Origin of the sequence: Chitinivorax sp. PXF-14 (assembly GCF_040812015.1) — a bacterium.
GTDB lineage: Bacteria > Pseudomonadota > Gammaproteobacteria > Burkholderiales > SCOH01 > JBFNXJ01.
In genome coordinates, this window is the sequence record NZ_JBFNXJ010000001.1 from 531,441 (window position 1) to 550,699 (window position 19,259).

The following is a 19,259-nucleotide window of genomic DNA, read 5'->3' on the forward strand; positions in this document are numbered from 1 at the left end:
GCGTAACTCAGGCCGCGCCGATCTGGAAGCGCCGGACCAGCGCATCGAGGGTATGCGCCGTGGCCTTGAGCTCGTTGGCGAGCGATGCCGTCTGCCGTATCGCACCGTTGTTCTCCTCGCTCATCTGGGCGATCTTTTCGACGTTCTGGGCGATCTGCGTGCTCGCGGAGCTCTGCTCGGAAATGGCCGTGGAAATGTCGGCCATCATGCTGGCCGTGCCCACGGTGAAGTGGTTGATCTCGGTCAGCGAGCTGGATACCTGCTGCGTCAGCGACACGCCCATGCCGACCTTGTCGCTGGCGGACTGCATCGAATTCACCGCGCTGCTGGTGTCGTGCTGCACCGCGTCGATCATGCGCGAGATTTCGGCAGTGGCCTGGGTGGTGCGCTCGGCCAGCTTGCGCACCTCGTCGGCGACGACCGCGAAGCCGCGCCCCTGCTCGCCGGCGCGGGCCGCTTCGATGGCGGCGTTGAGGGCAAGCAGATTGGTCTGGTCGGCGATGTCCTTGATCACGTGGACGATGCCGCCTATCTCGCGCGAGCGCTCGCTGAGCGAGCCGATGACGGTGGCCGAGCCGGAGATGGCATCGGCGATCTGGTTGATTTCCCGCGCGGTATCGCTGGCCAGGCGCATGCCGTCGTCGCTGAGCGTGCGGCCGTTCATCGCATCGTGTTCGACGCTGCGCGCATTGTCGGCCACCACGTTGATGCTGACCGTCATCTGCTCGACCGCCGCCGCAGTCGAGGCCGCCGCTTCGGCCTGCAGGCCCGATGCCTGGGCGACCTGTTCGGAGGCAATGTTGAGGTCCTGCGAGGCATGCCGGAGCAGGTTGGCGCTGTGCTGGGCTTCGCTGAGCACGGTGCGCATGCTTTCGATCAGGCTGTTGAACGCGCGCGACGCGAGCCCGATCTCGTCGCCAGACTGGTAGCCGATGCGCTGGGTGAGGTCGCCGCTGTGCTCGATGCGGGTCATGGTCGATTGCATCTGCACCAGCGGGCGCGTGATTGAGCGTGCGATCAGCCAGGCGGCGAGCAGGCCGATGACGATGGCGATCACGCCGAGAATCAAGGTCGTGCGAGCCGAGAGCTGGGCGCCGAGCACCGTGGCGCCGGCCTTGTCCTGCGCATGTTTGAGTTGTTGTTGCTGGAATTCGCTGATGCCTTTCTCCATCTCGTGTATCGGTTGCTTGAATTCGCCCATCGCCTTGTTGGCATCGGCCGGGCCGGGGTAGGTGCTGCGCTTGACGCCTTGGTGAATCTTGCCGAAACCCGCGGTATAGGCCGCCATGGCCTGTTCGAACTGCTGGATGTGCGCCTTCTCGTCGTCGTCCGCGAGCTTGAGCGCCGTGGCCTTGGCGTCGTTGAATCTGGCCAGGGACTCGTCCCACTTGCTCTTGTATTCGTCGACCTTGGCCGGGTCTTGCAGGTTGATGATCAGATCCTTCTCGTAGCGCCGCAGCAGCATCGAGCGGTAGAGCATGTCGGCGGCGGCAAAGCCGCTGGTCACCTGGTTGCTGACTAACGCATCGATTTCATTGCGCTCGCGAATGCCTGCGGTGTAGCCAAGCAGGGTGGTGATGGCAAGCAACGCAATCAATATGCCGAACCCGATTGCAATGCGCGCGCTGATTCGTATGTTGTTGAGCATGTCTCGACTTTCTGTTGATTAGTATTTCCTGATAAATCAATTATTTGTATCGATGCATGGATTTTTTATAGCAAGAGATCGGGCTTGATCGCGGACAAAATGAGGGCCGGCGGCCATGCTAGAATCCGCCCCTTGAAATCGACTTGAGGACGACACGATGCGTATTGGCACGCCACTCAGCCGCGGCGCGACCCGCGTGATGCTGCTCGGCAGCGGTGAGCTCGGCAAGGAGGTCATCATTGCCTTGCAGCGGCTGGGCATCGAGGTGATCGCGGTGGACCGCTACCCGCATGCACCGGGGCAGCAGGTGGCACATCGCTGGCACGCCATCAATATGGCCGACCCGGGCGAGCTGCGTCGCGTGATCGAGCTCGAACGCCCGCATCTGGTGGTGCCCGAGATCGAGGCGATCGCTACCGATGAGCTGGTCAAGATCGAGCGCGAAGGGCTGGCCGAGGTGATCCCGACCGCGCGTGCCGCGCAGCTGACCATGAACCGCGAAGGCATCCGCCGCCTGGCCGCCGAAGAGCTGGGCCTGCCGACCTCGCCCTATGCCTTTGCCGAGAGCCTGGACGAGCTGCGCGCCGCCGTGGATGCTGGTATCGGCTACCCCTGCCTGGTCAAGCCGGTGATGTCGTCGTCGGGCAAGGGGCAATCTACCGTGCATGGCCCGGACGAGCTCGCCGCCGCTTGGGACTACGCTGCCACCGGTGGCCGCATCAATCAGGGTAAGGTCATCGTCGAGGGCTTCATCGATTTCGATTACGAGATCACGCAGCTGACCGTGCGCGCCAATGGGGCGGACGGCAATGTTGAAACGTATTTCTGCGCACCGATCGGCCATCTGCAGGTCAAGGGCGACTATGTCGAGAGCTGGCAGCCGCAGGCGATGAGCCAGGGCGCGCTGATCCGCTCGCGCGAGATCGCCAAGGCGGTAACCGACAACCTGGGCGGGCGCGGCCTGTTTGGCGTCGAATTGTTCGTCAAGGGCGACGATGTGTGGTTCTCCGAGGTGAGCCCGCGGCCGCACGATACCGGGCTCGTCACCTTGTGTTCGCAGCGCTTCTCCGAGTTCGAGCTGCATGCACGGGCCATTCTCGGCCTGCCGGTCGACGTCAGCCTGCGGCGCCCGGGCGCATCGGCCGTGATCTACGGCGAGCTCGATGCGCCCGGCATTGCCTTTGAAGGCGTCGATGAGGCGCTGGCGGTGGCAGAAACCGACCTGCGCCTGTTCGGCAAGCCCGAGTCGTTCGCGCGCCGCCGCATGGGGGTCGCGCTGGCCAATGGCGACGATACCGAGCTGGCGCGCGAGCGGGCCAAGCTCGCAGCCACGCGAGTGCAGCCAGTGAAGGGGGTGTGACATGGCCGAGTTGAGCGCCTATGAATTGCTCGGCGGTGAGGCGGTGGTGCGCCAGCTGGTCGACCGCTTTTACGAAATCATGGCGAGCGACCCGCGCGCCGCGCACATCCGCGAGATGCACCCGGCCGACCTGACCTCGTCGCGCGACAAGCTGTTCATGTTCCTGTCCGGCTGGCTCGGCGGGCCGGACCTGTTCGTGCAGAAGCACGGCCACCCGATGTTGCGTGCGCGCCATCTGCCGTTTGCCGTGGACGAAGCGGCGCGCGACCAGTGGATGCTGTGCATGCTGCAGGCCATGGCCGAGATCCCGATGGAAGACGCCCTGCGCGAACGGCTCGAAGTATCGTTCTGGCGTACCGCGGATTTCATGCGCAATCGCGAGTAGTGGCGGGCGGCAGCGGCATCGGTCTGTGGCTATAACGATGGCAGAACATCCATTTCCTGGCGCCCGCTGAGTGCGGGCCCGGCATCGTCCGACGGACTGACATCGCGCCATGGCTGAGCCTGTTGCGGATTCCCGAACCATCCTGTGGGCCCTGATCCGGCCCACCCTCTACGTCCTGCTGCTCGGCAGCGCGGGCGTGCTCGGCCTGCTGTTTGTCGCCGAGCGCGAGCTCGACATCAATACGCACAATTATGCGCGCCAGCTGCTGACGCAGACGCTGGCGAGCCAGCAGCGGCAAGTGAAGTGGCTCGCCGTCGACAACAGCCACTGGAACGAGGCCTATGAGCAGGTCGTTGAGCGTCGCAACGAGCGGTGGGCCGTACAGAACATCGCGACGCCGGGCTTGTGGGCGTTCGGCATCCAGGCGATCTATTTCCTCGACCCCGACGACCGCCCCTGGCTGACGCCATTTGGCGCAACCAGCAAGCCGCCCTTGCTCGATGCCGAGGCTCATGCCGCTGTAGCGCGGCTGGCGGCGCAGGCACGGCGCTCGGCCACACCGCGCGTGGCGGCGGGGATGCTGCGCCTGCAAGGCCAGCCTGTCATTGTCGCAGCGGCGGCGATTCAGCCCGACACCCCGTCGGCGTTCGCCAAGGCGCCGAACGATGGTTTTGTCACCGTTTTCATCTACCCCCTCAACCTGCTGCGACTCAGCGAGATGGAGCAGCAACTGGGGCTGGGGCATGTGCGCTATGCCAGCGACGGCGTGGACAACCCACGCAGCCTGGTGCTGACCGATGTCAGCGGCAAGCCCATCGGTTCCCTACTGTGGGACAGCGAGCCGATCTCCCCGCGCCTGGCCCACCACATGATCTGGCCACTGGCGGGCATACTGCTGCTGGGCTTCGCCATCGTCATGGTGCAGGCTTCGCGCGCGAGTCGTTCGGCCGAGCTGCTCGATGCCGTGCGCGGCGAGCGCGACAGGATGGAGTCGCGCTTTCGCGACGTGGTCGAGATGGAGTCGGACTGGATCTGGGAAACCGACCGCGCCGGCCGTTTCAGCTACTTGTCGCCAGGAGTGGCGGAGCTGCTCGGCGATCAATATCACGGGCTGATCGGCACGCCGGTCATCGAGTTCCTGCACCGCGCAGCCGGCGGCCTGGCCCATGATCTGGTGCCCCGCTTCGACGAGCTGCAGAACGGCGAGCAGGCCCAGGTCGAAACTTACTTCCGCTGGCATGGTGCGAATGGCTGGCGTTATCTGCAGGTGCGTGCGCGTGGCCGTTTCGGCCGCAACGGCCAGTTCCTCGGCCTGATCGGCATCTGCCGCGACATGACCGATCAGCGCGAGGGGCGGCTCAGGGGGCGGGTGCTCGATCGTATCTATGCCCACGCCCATGATGCGATCGTGGTGCTCGACGGACGTTTTCGCGTCGAGCAGGCCAATGCCGCCTTCGAGGCCATCGCCGGGTGGCCCGTCTCGGCCTGTCGCGGCCGGCGGCCATGGTTCCTGTTTCCGCGGCCGGTGCAGTTCACCTTCGATGACGTCGCGGCGGTGCTGCGGCACGGCACGGAGTGGCACGGCGAGCTGACCGTCTTGTCGCGGGAGCGGCAGCTCAAGATCGTGGATGTCTGGATCTGGTCGATCGATCTGGCCGACGAGGGCGGGCTGCGCTATGTGTTGATCGGCCGTGACGTCTCGGACCAGCGCCAGAGCATGGAGCAGGCAATGCGGCTGGCTCGGCAAGACGCGCTGACCGGCGTGGCCAACCGGCGTGGCTTCGATCAGGCCTTGTCGGCGATGGTGGAGATGGCGCGACCGGGCGGCCGCCACGATGCCTTGCTGTTCGTCGACCTCGACGGATTCAAGGCGATCAACGACACGCTGGGGCATGAAGCGGGCGATGAGCTGCTGCAGATCGTCGCGCAGCGCCTGGCGGAACTGCTGCGCCGCACCGACCTGGTGGCACGGCTGGGTGGCGACGAATTCGCCGTGCTGCTGACCGACCTGGCCAATCCGCTGGACGCTGCCGACATCGCCGAGAAGATGCTGGCGCAAATCCTGCTGCCGTTTGATCTCGCCGCTGGCCGCGCGAGCATCAGCGCCAGCATCGGCGTGCAACTGGTCATGCCGGGCATGACTGCCGAGCAATTGCTGGCGCGCGCCGACGAGGCGATGTATCAGGCCAAGCGGCAGGGCAAGGGGCGGGTGGTGGCGTCGTAAAGGCCGGTGCGCGATCCTGTTGTGTTGCGCCGGTCTGCTTTATGCGCGGCGGTTCGTGCAACCAAGCCCTGTGTGCGGCAGATCACCAACGCGGTGCAAGGCGACGAGCGCCGGGTCAGGCATAGGCGTTGAAGCTCGAGCCGTTATCCGCGCCGCTATAGGCACGGATCGCGGGGTTGCTGTCACCATTCAACTCACGTGATTTGGCGGTCTGCTGCGAGCCCTGCGTCAGCAACTCGGCTCGTGCCTGCAGCTCCATCTGCGTGGCGTGTGCCGCAACCGAACGGTCCTGCGGCGATGGGTCGGCCGGGGCGAGCGCGGCAGCCCTGACCAGCTGCGCCTTGGTAATGGTCTCCTGTGGCGTTCTGCCTGGCGAGGCATCGATATTGACCTCGCCGCCAATCGCATAATTCTTGCCATCGGGCCCCCGCTGGTAGACGAAGCTCGGGCCGCCCTCAGCCAGCCCGCCACTGGCGGCGATGTGCGCCTGTTCGTGAGCGCGCACCGCGCTGTCGCGGGCTTTCAGTTGAGCGATATTGGTCTGGTCGACCTGCTGGCTGTCTTGCGATGAATTGCCGGCGCTGGCTTTGTCGGTGCCACCCTGGCCCTTGGCCTGATCGCCGGACGCGACCTGACCCTGGCCACGCGTCTGCGGCGTGGCGTAGGAAAGACCGGAGGAGGAGCTTACAGAATTCAGCATGATGGGCAGCCGTAAAGCGAGCCTTGCTATGAGTATAGGTGCTTGATTGAGAATGACAATGCTGGGTTTTTCAGGCTAAACAGGCGGTATGACATGAAATTATTTGAAGCAGCGCATATGTGTTTGCCCGCGGCCTCTCGCAAACGCTCATTCTGACCTTGTGCTCTGCTTCAAATAATCCGAAACTGAATTCGAGAAGCCTTCCCCAGTTCGCTTGCATAACGATTAGTAAATGCTAATGTACAGACATGAGGTGTGCTGACGCGGCCTTGTCCGCCAATTGAGCACCTTTTCTCCCGCACCTGTTATGGGAGTACAGACGATGCTGAAGTGTGGGTTGTGCCTAGTCCTGGCAGCGACGACGGCATGTTGGGCAGGCGGTCTCCGGGCTGCGGAGCCGCCTGCCATTCTTTTGGACCATCCCGATGCGCCGCCCGCCAAGGTGACCATCCCACTCAAGCTGCGTCTGGTTGACCCCAGCCTCATTCCGGCGATTCCCGCCGAACTGCAGAACCCACCTAGCTACCTGATTCCACCGCCGCCCAACCTGGCCGAGCAGGACCAGGAACGCGAGCTCAAGAAAGCCATGGGCAAGCGGCTCGAGCTCCAGTTCGGCGGCGAGAAGATGAAGGTCCGCATCCGCAAGCGCGGCATCTTCATCGAGATCCCCTGGAAATAGCCCACCGCAGCGGCATGCTAGCTCGCCAGCGGCGCGTTGGCGGAAGGCGCCTGCCATGCCGACATGAAGGCATGCAGGATGCGCTGCTCGGCGCTGAGGCGGCCGTTTATCGGCAGCGGCACCTGCAGCTGCAACTCCATGTGCTCGTGATCGGGCAGCTTGAGGCGCACGCGTGGCGCCACGCTCGGTACGTCGAGTGCGCGGTGGCGCTCGACGTGGGCTGCATGGTCGCTCACGTGCGACAGGTAGGGCGCGCATTCGGCCTCGCCTGCGGCCAGCAGCAGCGCCTCGGCGCGCTGCCAGTCGGCCCCCGTGGGCAGGGGGATCGTGATCAGCTGCAAGGTGTAGTCGCCGAACAGGGCGTCGTTGAATACAGGCTGGTTCAGCAGAAGGCTGTTCGGGATCGTGGCCAGCCGGCCGGCCGCCGTCGAGCCGCTGACCAGCAGCGTGGTGGACAGCAGGTTGCGGTCGACCACCTTGCCGCGCGTGCTGCCGATCTCGACCACATCGCCGATGTCGAACACGCGCGAGCTGGTGCGATAGATACCGCCGATCAGGCACAGGATCAGCTCCTTGGTGGCCAACACGATCGCCGCCGCGATGGCGACCAGCGACACGGCCAGCGTGCGGATCTCATGCCCCCAGATGAATACCAGCCCGAGCAGAAAGGTCAGCAGGATACTGTTGCGCAGCGTCACCTGCCAGCGCCGGCGGACTTCCGGCGGCAGATCCTGGCGCGCGACGATCATGCGCCTGACCACGAAGCGGGCAACGACCAGCAATAGCGCGAACAGGATCGTGCTGAACAGGTCCAGCAGCATCGTGCGTTCCTGGAACAGGGTGGAGAGTGGCGGCATGGCGGCTGTGGGCGCTTTCTGGTCCGTTGATGGCATGAACCCGGCGATTATGTCATCGGCTGGCGCGCACCGGCCAGTTGGAGTAACCTTCGGCCCTTTTCGCCTGCCGCCTCTTTTCGGGAATTCCTCTCATGCAACAACTGGTTATCGCAAGCAATAACGCGGGCAAGCTGCGCGAGTTCGGCGCACTGCTGGCGCCGCTCGGGTTCGACATCGTGCCGCAGGGCCAGCTGGGCGTGAGCGAGGCGGAAGAACCGCACTGCACCTTCGTCGAGAATGCGCTGGCCAAGGCGCGCCATGCGAGCCGCGTGACCGGCCTGCCGGCGCTGGCCGACGATTCCGGCATCTGCGTATCGGCGCTGGGCGGCGCGCCGGGCGTGTATTCGGCACGCTTCGCCGGCGAGCCGAAATCGGACTCGCGCAACAACGACAAGCTGCTGGCCGACCTGGCCGGGCAGGTCGACCGCCGTGCGCACTATGTGGCGGTGCTGGTGTTCGTGCGCCATGCCGACGACCCGCAGCCGCTGATCGCCGAGGGCGAGTGGCATGGCGAGGTGCTCGACGCGCCGCGCGGGGAGGGCGGTTTCGGTTATGACCCACTGTTCCTGGTGCCGGAAACCGGCAAGACGGTGGCCGAGCTCGACGCCGATATCAAGAACCGCATGAGCCATCGTGGCAAGGCCCTGGTCGAACTGGTGGCGAAGCTGCGCCGCCGCGATGGTGGTGCCGCATGAACCTGCACGTCCGCCTGGCGACACCCGCCGACCTCGACCGATTGGCGCTACTGTTCGACGCGTATCGCCAGTTCTACACGCTGCCGGCTGACCTCGCGCTGTCGCGTGCCTATCTCGGCGAACGCATGCGCAAGGCCGAATCGCTGCTGCTGGTGGCCGATGCGGGCGACGGGCTGGCCGGCTTCATCCAGATGTACCCGACCTTTTCCTCGCTCGCCGCCGACCGCATCTACACCCTCGAAGACCTGTTCGTCGATCCGGCCTATCGCGGCCACGGCGTCGGCCGCCAGCTGATGACTGCGGCGGCGGCAGCCGGGCGCGAGCGGGGCGCCGTGCAGCTGGTGCTGTCCACCGCCACCGACAATGCGACGGCGCAGGCACTGTACGAATCGCTGGGCTGGCAGCGCGACATACAGTTTTTTTACTACGCGCTGAATCTCGCGCCGCTCGGCTGAGTCTTACCCGCCATGCAGACGATTTCCCTTCCCGCCGGGCGCAGCCATTGGCAGCTGCAGGCGCTGCCACCACTGGCGCTGTACATCCACATGCCGTGGTGCGTGCGCAAGTGCCCGTATTGCGACTTCAATTCGCACGAGGCGAAGAACGGCTTCGACGAGAACGGCTATCTCGATGCGCTGGTGCGCGACCTGGAGCTGGCGCTGCCGTCGATCTGGGGCCGCCGCGTGGTCAGCATCTTCTTCGGCGGCGGCACGCCGAGCCTGTTCTCGGCCGCCGGGCTCGACCGGCTGCTGGCCGACATCCGCGCGCGCGTGGCGTTGAATGCCGATGCCGAGATCACGCTGGAGGCCAACCCCGGCACCTTCGAAGCCGACAAGTTCCGCGATTACCGTGCGGCCGGCATCAACCGCCTGTCGATCGGCATCCAGAGCTTCAACGCAGGTCACCTCAAGGCGCTCGGCCGCATCCACGACGAGCGCGAGGCGCAGCGCGCGATCGAGATTGCCCACCGGCATTTCGACAACTTCAATCTCGACCTGATGTACGCGCTGCCCGGGCAGACGCTGGCCGAGGCGCAGGCCGACATCCGCACCGCGATCGACGCCGGCTCCACGCATCTGTCGGCCTACCACCTGACGCTGGAGCCGAACACGCTGTTCTACCGCTACCCGCCCGCCTTGCCCGACGACGAGCTGTCGGCCGACATGCAGGAGATGGTCGAGGCGGAGCTTGCCTCTGCCGGCTTCGATCATTACGAGACCTCGGCGTTTGCGCGGCCCGGCCGGCGCTGCCAGCACAACCTCAACTACTGGCAGTTCGGCGATTATCTCGGCATCGGCGCCGGCGCACATTCCAAGCTGACCTTCCATGACCGCATCGTGCGCGAGATGCGCTACAAGCAGCCGACGCAGTATCTGCGCGAGATCGCCGCCGGCGCGCCGGTGCAGGAAAGCCGTCAGGTCGCGCTCGATGAGCTGCCTTTCGAGTTCATGATGAACCTGCTGCGGCTGACGGGCGGCTTCGAGAGCCAGCTGTTTACCGAGCGCACCGGCCTGCCCTTGGCTAGAATTGAGCGTGAGCTGAGCGAGGCGGAAGCGCGTGGCCTGCTCGAGCGCGACCATGTCGGCATCCGCCCGACACAGGCCGGCCAGCGTTTTCTCAACGATTTACTGCAACTGTTCCTCAACGGGGAACCGGACTGAACAAGGAGTCAGCATGAAGAAGGAAATCATCTCCACCGAGCGCGCCCCCAAGGCCATCGGCACCTACTCGCAGGCCGTCGTGGCCGGCGCCACCGTTTACATGTCGGGCCAGATCGGCCTCGATCCGGCCACCATGGAGATGGCCGAGGGCTTCGAAGCGCAGACCCACCAGGTATTCAAGAACCTGCGCGCCGTGTGCGAGGCCGCGGGCGGCACCACGCGTGACATCGTCAAGCTCAATGCCTACCTGACCGATCTGTCGAACTTCGCCAAGTTCAACGAGATCATGGGGCAGTATTTCCAGGAGCCTTACCCGGCGCGCGCTGCAGTCGGCGTTGCCAGCCTGCCGCGCGGCGGCGTGGTCGAGGCCGATGCGGTGATGGTGTTGAGCTGATCCGCTCGCCCATCAAGCGTGAGACGGCGGTCGACGATCGCCGTTTTTACTTTGCAAGATGCGCGCGGGCAGCCGCCCGCCAGCCAGTAGAAAGCATGAAGATGACAGACCAAGCCCCCGACAGATTCCGTTTCATGGGCACGCTCGAGGTCGGCAAGATTGCCGACGCCTACACCCAGGAAACCGATATCGCCTGCCCGTTCTGCGGCCGGCACCTGGTATTTTCGCCGCGCCAGGAAGGCCTGAGCCGCTCGGGTGACACCTGGCACGTGCAGAAGGCCTTCTTCGAATGCCGCAACGAGGATTGCGCGCGCTTCGACGAGGCGTTCGCGGTGGACGCGGTCAACCAGCACGCAGCCGCGACAGGTGCCAAGTTCCGCGGCTGAGCCGGCCCGCGCCCGATTTTGCCGCGCGTCGATACAGCGGTAAAATGCTATTTTTCCAGCCGCGCGAACGTGCGGCTGTGTTGTTTGTAAACCCGGAAGATGCGTATGTTGCGACTGACTGAAGTGAAACTCCCCCTTGACCATGCCGAGCCCGAGCTCAAGGCTGCCGTACTCAAGCGGCTTGGCGTGAAGGAGGGCGACCTGCTCGGCTTCAGCATCTTCCGGCGGGGCTACGACGCGCGCAAGAGGAGTGCGATCTCGCTGGTCTACAGCGTCGATGTCGAGCTGCGCAACGAGGCCGCGGTGCTCAAACGCCTGCGTGACGACCGCCACATCGGGCCCGCGCCCGACATGCGCTACCAGTTCGTGGCGCAGGCGCCGGCCGGCTTGAGCGAACGCCCCGTCATCATCGGCATGGGGCCGTGCGGCCTGTTTGCCGGCCTGATCCTGGCCCAGATGGGTTTCCGTCCCATCATCCTCGAGCGTGGCAAGGCCGTGCGCGAGCGCACCAAGGATACTTGGGGCCTGTGGCGCAAGTCGGTACTGAACCCCGAATCCAATGTGCAGTTCGGCGAGGGCGGCGCCGGCACCTTCTCCGACGGCAAGCTCTATAGCCAGATCAAGGACCCGAAATTCCACAGCCGCAAGGTGCTCGACGAGTTCGTCAAGGCTGGCGCGCCGGAGGAGATCCTCTACGTCAGCAAGCCGCATATCGGCACCTTCCGCCTCGTCGGCATGGTCGAGGAGATGCGAGCCGGTATCGAGGCGCTCGGCGGCGAGGTGCGCTTCCAGAGCAAGGTCGACGAGATCGAGATCGACAACGGCCAGGTGCGCGGCGTGGTGCTGGCCGGCGGCGAGCGCATCGCCACCTCGCACGTGGTGCTGGCGATCGGCCACAGCGCGCGCGATACCTTCCAGATGCTTTACGACAAGGGGGTGTATGTCGAGGCGAAGCCGTTCTCGGTCGGCTTCCGCATCGAGCACCCGCAGTCCCTGATCGACCGCGCGCGCTTCGGCGATTTTGCAGGCAACGCCATCCTTGGCGCGGCCGACTACAAGCTCGTCTACCACGCGAGCAACGGCCGCTCGGTATACAGCTTCTGCATGTGCCCGGGCGGGACGGTGGTGGCGGCCACGTCGGAACCGAACCGCGTCGTCACCAACGGCATGAGCCAGTATTCGCGCAACGAGCGCAACGCCAACAGCGGCATCGTCGTCGGCATCACCCCGGCCGATTTCCCGAGCGATCACCCGCTGGCCGGCATCGAGCTGCAGCGCGAGCTGGAGTCGCGCGCCTACGAGCTCGGTGGCGGCGGTTACCTGGCGCCGGGTCAGCTGGTCGGCGACTTCATCGCCAACCGGCCGTCGAGCGGTGTCGGCGAGGTCGAGCCATCCTACAAGCCCGGCGTGAAATTCGGCGATCTGAACCCGAGCCTGCCCGCCTATGCGATCGAGGCGATCCGCGAGGCGCTGCCGGCCTTCGACAAGCAGATCAAGGGCTATGCGATGCACGACGCGGTGCTTACCGGCGTCGAGACGCGCACCTCGTCGCCGATCCGCATCACGCGTAATCGCGACGACTACCAGAGCCTCAATACGCGCGGTCTGTTCCCGGCGGGCGAGGGGGCCGGCTACGCGGGCGGCATCCTGTCGGCCGCGGTCGATGGCATCGAGGTGGCCGAGGCCGTGGCGCTCAGCATGACGGGGCAGCCCGCCCCGCGTTGAGCGCAGCCTCGTCTGGGGGGCGGCTGGCTGCGTCGGGCCTGCCCGCCAGCGGCACCGGTGCGATCGTGCACCGGTACCGCCGTCACTTACAGCAGGATTTCGATGTCCTGCGTCGGGAAAGCCACGCAGGTGTGGACCCAGCCGAAATCGCGATCGGATTGACGCAGCTTGGCCTCGGGCGGGTTGAACACCTCGCCCGACAGCAGCTTGACCCGGCACAGGCTGCATTCGCCCGAGCGGCAGGCGTTCTCGGCGGCATAGCCGTTACGCTCCAGGCTGTTGAGCAGCGGCTCGCCGGCGCGCGCGCGGAAGCTGCCCTTGCCATGCACGGTGACCGTCACCTCGTGGTCCTGCCTCACATGCGCGGGCCACTGCGCCAGGCTGGCCGGGCACTTGGGCGCGCCGTTGGCCTCGACGCGGATGCGCCGGCGCTTGACGCCCAGCTGCGCCAGCTGGGCCAGGCAATTGTCGTTAAACGGTGTTGGGCCGCAGATGTAGTACATCCTGCCTGCCACATCGCCGACCAGGCGCTCGATCAGTTCCGCCGACAGATGCCCGGCCAGGCCGGTATAGCCGTCGGCGGGCCGTGAAACGATTTCGGTCAGCGTGAAGTTGTCGTGCGCTGCCGCGAGCTCGCGCAATTCCTGCTGGAAGATCACGTCGTCGGCGTAGCTGTTGCCGTAGATCACCTGAAAGCGCCACGGCAGGTGGCGATCGAGCATATCCAGGATCATGCTGCGCGCCGGCACGATGCCTGAGCCGCCGGCGAGAAAGACCAGCTCGCTGCCGTGAAACAGCGGGTTGTGGAAGAAGGTGCCCATGGGTCCGCTGCTCTCCAGCCGCTGGCCGACCGCGACGCGGTCGAGCAGGTAGTGGCTGACATAGCCATCCCGCGCGCGCTTGATAGTCAGGTCATAGTGGCTGCGCACCGACGGCGACGACGAGATCGCGTAGGGGCGCGCCGTCTGCACGCCGTCGATGTCCACGTACAGATTGACATACTGCCCCGCCTGGAACGGCGGCAGCTCGCCTGCGAGCGGCACCAGGCGGAGCGTGCGGGTGCTCGGCGTCTCGTCGATGATGTCGGCGATCGTGAGCGCGATGCGCGTGGGGTGCAGTTGCGCGAGTGTTGCGCCGACTGCGTGCCTGAGCTCGCTGAAATCGCTGCCGTGCTGCTCCAGCTGGTGCTTGTCGGCCATTGCCTCGGCATAGCCGGCCACGGCGTTGAGGAGGGTAGTGTCAGGCATGGGCCAATTCCTTCTGTAACAGATGTTTCAACACGGCGCGCGCAGTCGCTTCGCCCGACATATAGGCAGGCTGGAAGCCCCCCATGCCGACCCAGCTGCCGGCGTTGTAGAGGCCTGCCACCCCTTGCAGGCGATCGCGGAACAGTTCGGAATCGACGGTGTGCTGCTTGAAGCCGTAGATCGCGCCGTCCGGGCTGTTGAGGTAGCGCATCATGGTCAGCGGCGTGGCCACTTCGAGCTCCTCGATGTGCTCGCGCAGCCTGGGAAAGACGGCCTCGATCAGTTGCATCAGCAATTCGCCCTGCTCGTACTTGGTGCGCAGATAGTCCCCGGGCGGCAGCTTGCGCCACATCTCGCCGTATTGCAGCGCCACCAGCGAGATCAGGCTCTTGCCCGGTGGCACCAGCTTGGTATCGACGAAGTTGTAGCAGGTGGCCATGCCGAACAGCGGCTTGTCGAAGCTGCTCATGCGCTCGTGGATCGCATCGTTGTCGGTGGTGCTGCCGATGAAGGTCGAGGCGGTGGTGATGCCGACGGCTTCCGGCGGGCAATCGAGCCCGACGTACACGACCAGCGCCGAGGTGCCCATGCGCCGCGATTTGAAATCCTGCTGGATTTCCAGCGGCGGCGCGTCCCAGTCGAGCAGCTCGTTGTAGGTGACCAGCGGGCTGGCATTGGACAGCACCGCGTCGCAGCGGACGGTCTCGCCCGAGGCCAGCCGCACGCCGCTCACGCGCCGGCCTTCGGTGAGGATCTTCTCGGCGCCGCAGTTGAAGCGCACCTCGCCACCGGCACGCAGGAAGGCGTCGAGCAGGGCGCTGGACAGGGCCTGCGAGCCGCCGCGGATATTCCAGGGCTTGAAGGTGCAATAGGCGAACAGCATCGCCATCAGGTCGGCAAACGGCAGCTGGCTTGGCGGCACACCCAGATAGCACCAGTAGATGGCGATCGTGGAGATCAGCTTGTCATCGTCGAAGAACTCGTCCAGCACGTCCTGCGCCGGGCGCAGGCCGTAGGCGACATAGGTCGGGCAGGTCGCCTGCAGCATCGCGGCGTCGTTGGCGCGGCGGCACTGCGGCAGTTGCAGGAAGTTTTCCATGGTCAGCTTCGAGGCCATGTCGAAGAAGCGCTCGATGGCGTCGCTTTCCTGCGGGTAGTTGGCCTGCAGCTGCTTCATCATGCCCTTCCAGCTCGCCGGCAGCGTGGTGTCGAACAGGCCGGGGATCACCAGCCGGTACAGTTCGTGTTCCTGCACGAACTCGACCTTGTCGAGCACGCCCAGGTCGGCAAACAGCTGGCGCATGATGAAGGGCTGCGCCTCGGTGCCGAGGCCGCTCAGCTGGTGCAGCGCGACTTCGAATTCGTAATCGCCGCGTATGAACGAGGTGGCGCAGCCACCGGGAACATTGTGCCGCTCCAGCAGCAGGGTCTTGCAGCCGCTGCGCTGCAGCTTGGTGGCGGCGGTCAGCCCGGCATTGCCGGCACCGATCACCACCGCGTCAAAATGCGCCATCCGTGTCTCCTTATCTTGTCGATGTAAAGATTTGGTTGAAATAAGCCGCCATGGCCGTGCTCGGCATACCGTCGGTCAATGCGGGGCCGCAGTCGTCGCGGCTGCGAGCGGCTAATCTTGCCGATGCCAAGATTTAGCGTAGAGGGAAATCTTGTCGACGTCAACATGGTGCGCGGGTTGACGTCAGAGCGAGACCCGGGAGGGGGAAGAGGGGCGTTGTGCTGCTGCGGTGGCGGGCCCGCGTGGCCGGGCGCTTGCATGCTCCTCCCGGGCCAGTACGGTAATGTTTGATTGCCGACGAGTCGGCCAGGCACGGCCCGTGCAGCTTAGTAGGCGCGGGGGGCTCGAACCCGTGGCTCAGTCGAACAGCTTGCGCATCAGTTCCTGCAGGTCCTGCTGTGGCTGCGTGCTGTCGGTGTTGCGCAAGAGGCCGCTGGTGGCGAGTGTCGAGAAGCCGTGCACCAGGCTCCAGGCCTTGATCCAGCTCAGTTGCCCCGGTGCCGGGCCGTGCGTGGCCTCGAGCGCGTGAATGGCGTCGAACACCGGCTGGCGCGCCGCCTTGAAGGCGCTGACCAGCGCCGCATCCTGCCAGTCGATTCTGGGATCGCGGAACATCAGGTCGAACAGCGCCGGGTTGTCGAGCGCGAACTGGATATAGCCCATCCCCGCCACCTTGGCGCGGGCGGTGGGATCGGACGGCTCGTCGCTCAGCATCCGCTGCTGTACCTGCAGCATGCGCTGAAAGCCGATGCAGGCCAGTGCCGTCAACAGGCCCGCGATATTGCCGAAATGGTGGGTGGGCGCGGCGTGCGAGACGCCGGCCTGGCGCGCGCAGGCGCGCAGCGTCAGCGCCTCCGGCCCCTGTTCGCGCAGGATCTGCTCGGCGGCCGACAGCAAGGCATTGCGCAGATCGCCATGGTGATAACTGGATTCGCTCATATGTTGACAATGTAAAGCCAGCCCAACTACGATGGCAACTTTACGATGTCAAGATTTGTGGTGCCGCGTATCGATAGCGGCTGCCACTTTGGTCGCCGACGTGCTGCCATCGCATGGCGCCAGCCCGCCGCAGGTGGGCCATGCCATACCGGGCCCGGCTGCATGGTGGCCATCACACTCGCTCACGGGGAAAACTCAATGTCGGATGGCAAGCGTGCCGTCATCATCGGCGGCAGCATGGCGGGCCTGCTCGTGGCGGCGGCGGTCGCGCCCTTTTTCGAGCAGGTGCTGATTCTCGAACGTGACACCCGGCGTGAGGCGATCGTGCCGCGCAAGGGCGTGCCGCAAGGGGCGCATGTGCACGGTTTTCTGGCCGCGGGCCGCATCGCGCTGGAGCAATTGTTGCCCGGCATCGTCGACGACGTGGTGGCGCAGGGCGGTGCGGTCGGCGACATGCTGAAGGATGCGCTGTTCTATGTCGGCAAGCGCACGCGCTTCGTCAGCGGCGACAGCGGCATCGCTGGCCTGGTGGCGAGCCGGCCGTTGCTCGAACACGTGGTGGCCGGGCGGGTCGCCGCCATCGGCCAGGTCGAGCTGCGCCACGGGGTCAGCGTTGGCGGCCTTGTCTTCAGCGGCGACGGCAGGCGCGTCGTCGGCGTCAGCTACAGCGCGGATGGCGCTGCGCCGCAAACGCTCGACGCGGACCTGGTGATCGACGCCAGCGGCCGTGGCAGCCGCTCCCGCCAGTGGCTGCAGCAGGCGGGCTTTCCGCTGCCCATGCAGGATACGCTCACGGTCAACGTCACCTACAGCAGTTGCTGGTTCCGGCGGAGCGAGCCGCACGACGCCGGGGTGCGCGCGGTGTTCGTGGCGCCCGATGCCGCCAACCCCGTGCCGTCCGGCATGATGGAGCAGGAAGGGGAGCGCTGGATCGTCAGCTGCGGCAGCTATGGCGACAGCGCCGCGCCGGCGACGCTGGAGGCATTCCGCGACTATATCCGCCGCCACAGCGCGCCGGAGATCGACGCGGTCATCTCACAGGCCGAGGCCATCGGCGCCCCGCAACGCTTCAAATACCCGGCCAGCGTGCGCAACCGCTACGATAAGCTGTCGCGCTTTCCTGCGGGCTATCTCGTCACGGGCGATGCGCTGTGCAGCTTCAATCCTGTTTACGGCCAAGGCATGACCATCGCGGCGCAACAGGCCTTGGCGCTGCGCGACTGCCTGGCAGCCGGCGGCGAGCGGATCTGGCCTGCATTCTTCAGACGCGCCGCCAGGGTGGTGGCCGACCCGTGGGAATTCGCAATCGCCAGCGACCTTGCGCTGCCTTGCGTGGCGGCGAAGCGCCCGTTTGGCTTTGGCTTGATGCAACGCTATGTCGAGCGGGTCATGCACGCCGCCAGCCGCGATATGGCCGTGGCCCGTGCGGTGCTGCGCGTGGTGCACTTGCTGGACAGGCCGAGCGCCCTGCTCGCGCCAGCGGTGGTCTACCGGGCGCTGCGCGCGGGCCGGACCTGACGGTTGCGGGAGATAGGCTCGAATAAAGGCTGGGCGCGGCGATGGCGGCTGCCTCGCCCGGGCTGTCCTCTACGATCTGGATCACCCCGGCGCGCACCTGCCTGCCGTGCAACGCGAGGCCCAGCGCGGCCACCACGGCCGGCACCACGGCAGGCCGCCGGGCTTGATCGATTGTCGCTACCGGCGGGCGGTCACGAGGGGTTGAGCATGCAGATATCCTGCTCCTGCCGCTCGCTGATGAAGGCATAGGTGTTCTTGCCGTTGGTCTTGGCCTTGTACATCGCCAGGTCCATGGCCTTGTGCAGCTGTTCGGCATCGCTGCCGTCGATCGGGAACAGGGCAACCCCCACGCTGGCGCCGAGCGTCAGCGGTACGCCGCCGAATTCGACCGGCAGGTTCACGCGGTCGATGAAACGCCGCGCCAGCATGGCGACATCGTCCTGCTGCTCGGCCCGTTCGAGCAGCACCGCGAACTTGTCGCGGCCGATGCGTGCGATGGTGTCGGTCTTGCGCAGCGCCGCCAGCAGCCGTGCGCCGATCTGGCGCAGCACCAGCTCGCAGGCTTCCTCGCCATAGCGCTCGTTGACCTGGCGGAAGCCGTCCAGATCGATCAGCAGCGTGGCGACCTTGAACAGCTCGCGCTTGGCACGGTACAGCGCGTGGTTGAGCCGGTCGTCGAAGAGGAAGCGGTTGGGCAGGCCGGTGACCGGGTCCAGCCCGCCGTGGGCGCGGTCGGTGACCATCGCCACCGGCCGCCCCGAGAACGGCCGCACGCTGCGCAGCCAGCGCAACTTGGCGAGCAGCAGGCTCGGGTTCAGCTGGCGCGGCAGCACGTCGTCGACGCCGGCCTGCAGCGCGGCCTCGATCTGCCCATGCTGGGCGAAATCGACCAGCGCGATGACCAGCGGCGGCTGGCCCTGCATATTGTCGCGCAACGATCCGACCAGCTCGCTCAACAGCGATGCCTGCGGTGCCACCAGCACCAGATCGGGCGACGATGCCACCGTCAGCGCCACGGCACCGGCCGGGTCGGCCGTCTGCCTGACCTTGTCGCCGCGCCGCGCCAGCTCTGCGGCAAACGGGCCGGCAACGTCCTGTTCCGCGACGATCAGAATCGACAATCTGTCGTCGGCGAGCTTGGCGGTCATGGTGGCGATCCCTCTATAGTCGTTATGTGTAGCCATTATAGGCATGTTGCGCCCCCCCGTGATGTGGGATAGTGGCGGTCGGCGAGACGCGGCTGGCTAAGTGTGGCCGGCGAGACGCGGCTGGCCAAATGCAGCCGACAA

At 65.8% G+C, this 19,259-nt stretch carries 18 protein-coding genes; 11 read left to right on the top strand and 7 right to left on the bottom strand.

The features are described 5' to 3' along the window. Positions 1–7: 7 nt before the first annotated feature. Positions 8–1,648: a methyl-accepting chemotaxis protein gene (locus ABWL39_RS02540; protein WP_367786847.1), complete on the bottom strand. Its 1,641-nt coding sequence runs from the start codon at positions 1,646–1,648 to the stop codon at positions 8–10. A gap of 157 nt (positions 1,649–1,805) precedes the next feature. Between ABWL39_RS02540 and purT the strand changes: the two genes are divergently transcribed. From purT to ABWL39_RS02555, 3 genes are all read left to right on the top strand, one after another. After that, on the top strand, positions 1,806–3,008 hold the full coding sequence (purT, locus tag ABWL39_RS02545) for a formate-dependent phosphoribosylglycinamide formyltransferase (RefSeq protein ID WP_367786848.1): 1,203 nt from the start codon (positions 1,806–1,808) through the stop codon (positions 3,006–3,008). A gap of 1 nt (position 3,009) precedes the next feature. Then, positions 3,010–3,393 (top strand): group II truncated hemoglobin, encoded by a 384-nt coding sequence (locus ABWL39_RS02550; RefSeq protein ID WP_367786850.1) that lies wholly within the window; start codon positions 3,010–3,012, stop codon positions 3,391–3,393. A 109-nt stretch (positions 3,394–3,502) separates the two neighbouring features. Further along, a complete protein-coding gene (locus tag ABWL39_RS02555; protein WP_367786851.1) occupies positions 3,503–5,617 on the top strand; it encodes a diguanylate cyclase in 2,115 nt (704 codons plus the stop codon). 115 nt (positions 5,618–5,732) lie between these two features. On the opposite strand, the gene ABWL39_RS02560 is transcribed toward ABWL39_RS02555, so the two are convergent. Continuing rightward, positions 5,733–6,317, bottom strand: a complete 585-nt coding sequence (locus ABWL39_RS02560) for a putative metalloprotease CJM1_0395 family protein (protein ID WP_367786853.1) — start codon at positions 6,315–6,317, stop codon at positions 5,733–5,735. A 412-nt stretch (positions 6,318–6,729) separates the two neighbouring features. Here ABWL39_RS02560 and ABWL39_RS02565 point away from each other — a divergent pair, with 412 nt between their 5' ends. Further along, a complete protein-coding gene (locus tag ABWL39_RS02565) occupies positions 6,730–6,996 on the top strand; it encodes a hypothetical protein (protein ID WP_367786855.1) in 267 nt (88 codons plus the stop codon). 17 nt (positions 6,997–7,013) lie between these two features. Here the strand turns inward: ABWL39_RS02565 and ABWL39_RS02570 are convergent, their stop codons facing one another. Continuing rightward, the gene (locus ABWL39_RS02570) at positions 7,014–7,853 is read right to left on the bottom strand and encodes a mechanosensitive ion channel domain-containing protein (protein ID WP_367786857.1); all 840 of its coding nucleotides are present in this window, start codon (positions 7,851–7,853) and stop codon (positions 7,014–7,016) included. Between the two features lie 131 nt (positions 7,854–7,984). Between ABWL39_RS02570 and rdgB the strand changes: the two genes are divergently transcribed. The 6 genes from rdgB (at position 7,985) to ABWL39_RS02600 (ending at position 12,753) form a co-directional block, all read left to right on the top strand. After that, a complete protein-coding gene (rdgB, locus tag ABWL39_RS02575; RefSeq protein ID WP_367786859.1) occupies positions 7,985–8,587 on the top strand; it encodes an RdgB/HAM1 family non-canonical purine NTP pyrophosphatase in 603 nt (200 codons plus the stop codon). Then, positions 8,584–9,042, top strand: a complete 459-nt coding sequence (locus tag ABWL39_RS02580; RefSeq protein WP_367786860.1) for an N-acetyltransferase family protein — start codon at positions 8,584–8,586, stop codon at positions 9,040–9,042. Before rdgB ends, ABWL39_RS02580 begins: the two co-directional genes overlap by 4 nt. A gap of 12 nt (positions 9,043–9,054) precedes the next feature. Next, the gene (gene hemW / locus ABWL39_RS02585) at positions 9,055–10,248 is read left to right on the top strand and encodes a radical SAM family heme chaperone HemW (RefSeq protein WP_367786862.1); all 1,194 of its coding nucleotides are present in this window, start codon (positions 9,055–9,057) and stop codon (positions 10,246–10,248) included. Positions 10,249–10,261: 13 nt separating this feature from the next. Next, a complete protein-coding gene (locus tag ABWL39_RS02590) occupies positions 10,262–10,642 on the top strand; it encodes a RidA family protein (RefSeq protein WP_367786864.1) in 381 nt (126 codons plus the stop codon). Positions 10,643–10,737: 95 nt separating this feature from the next. Further along, complete coding sequence (locus tag ABWL39_RS02595) at positions 10,738–11,028, top strand: hypothetical protein (RefSeq protein WP_367786865.1); 291 nt, start codon at positions 10,738–10,740, stop codon at positions 11,026–11,028. Between the two features lie 105 nt (positions 11,029–11,133). Beyond that, on the top strand, positions 11,134–12,753 hold the full coding sequence (locus ABWL39_RS02600; protein WP_367786867.1) for an NAD(P)/FAD-dependent oxidoreductase: 1,620 nt from the start codon (positions 11,134–11,136) through the stop codon (positions 12,751–12,753). 86 nt (positions 12,754–12,839) lie between these two features. Here the strand turns inward: ABWL39_RS02600 and ABWL39_RS02605 are convergent, their stop codons facing one another. The 3 genes from ABWL39_RS02605 to ABWL39_RS02615 all read right to left on the bottom strand — a co-directional run bounded on the left by ABWL39_RS02605 (position 12,840) and on the right by ABWL39_RS02615 (position 16,452). Then, a complete protein-coding gene (locus tag ABWL39_RS02605; protein WP_367786869.1) occupies positions 12,840–14,000 on the bottom strand; it encodes an FAD-binding oxidoreductase in 1,161 nt (386 codons plus the stop codon). Next, complete coding sequence (locus ABWL39_RS02610) at positions 13,993–15,513, bottom strand: phytoene desaturase family protein (RefSeq protein ID WP_367786871.1); 1,521 nt, start codon at positions 15,511–15,513, stop codon at positions 13,993–13,995. The genes ABWL39_RS02605 and ABWL39_RS02610 overlap by 8 nt, the downstream gene beginning before the upstream one ends. 357 nt (positions 15,514–15,870) lie before the next feature. After that, positions 15,871–16,452, bottom strand: coding sequence for a TetR/AcrR family transcriptional regulator (locus tag ABWL39_RS02615; RefSeq protein ID WP_367786873.1), 582 nt, complete (start codon positions 16,450–16,452; stop codon positions 15,871–15,873). Positions 16,453–16,650: 198 nt separating this feature from the next. Here ABWL39_RS02615 and ABWL39_RS02620 point away from each other — a divergent pair, with 198 nt between their 5' ends. Continuing rightward, complete coding sequence (locus tag ABWL39_RS02620; RefSeq protein WP_367786874.1) at positions 16,651–17,970, top strand: FAD-dependent oxidoreductase; 1,320 nt, start codon at positions 16,651–16,653, stop codon at positions 17,968–17,970. Between the two features lie 191 nt (positions 17,971–18,161). Here the strand turns inward: ABWL39_RS02620 and ABWL39_RS02625 are convergent, their stop codons facing one another. Next, the gene (locus ABWL39_RS02625) at positions 18,162–19,118 is read right to left on the bottom strand and encodes a diguanylate cyclase (protein ID WP_367786876.1); all 957 of its coding nucleotides are present in this window, start codon (positions 19,116–19,118) and stop codon (positions 18,162–18,164) included. Between the last annotated feature and the right edge of the window lie 141 nt (positions 19,119–19,259).